Annotated in this window: 1 protein-coding gene; it reads left to right on the top strand. The window is 45.9% G+C overall.

All coding sequences use genetic code 11. The features are described from left to right. Nucleotide 1: 1 nt before the first annotated feature. On the top strand, nt 2-478 hold the full coding sequence (fliL, locus tag R7E78_RS30660) for a flagellar basal body-associated FliL family protein (protein WP_318059215.1): 477 nt from the start codon (nt 2-4) through the stop codon (nt 476-478). Nucleotides 479-514: the final 36 nt, after the last annotated feature.

The raw sequence follows: 514 nt of genomic DNA, 5'->3' as shown, positions 1-514 counted from the left end.
CATGTTTGTCGCGATGATCATCACCAGCGCCCTCGTTTCGGCCGCCACCATCATGGGTGGTATTTGGTATCTCAATAAACAGGCACAAGATTCAGGTGAAACCAGCTCACTGCTTGAGAACTCTCCTTTGTCTTTTCTTGTGACTGAACAACCAACCAGCAAAGGCCCAAGCTTTCACCCTCTAGACAAAGTTGTACTGAGCATTAAAGGCAAGAAACAGACGCACTTTGTCATGCTAGAGCTGGCTATTGAGACCCGTCGACCAGAACGTATTAAAGACATCGATAACTACATGCCAATGGTTCAAAACTCGCTTTTGAAGCTGTTTAGCGACAAAACTTTCGATGAACTGCAACAGACAGGCGCGATCGATATTCTGCAAAACGAAGTGAAGCAAACGCTGTTGGTAGCCTTTGCGAAGACTGACATCGTGCGTGATATCGATGATGTACTGCTGACGAAATACGTTGTGCAATAACGGAGCACAACCATGTTAGACATGAACCCTCAAGAA

It is taken from the genome of Vibrio sp. YT-19(2023) (genome assembly GCF_033337395.1).
Note: the sequence above shows the minus strand (reverse complement) of the source record. Positions and strands in the feature narration are given on the sequence as shown.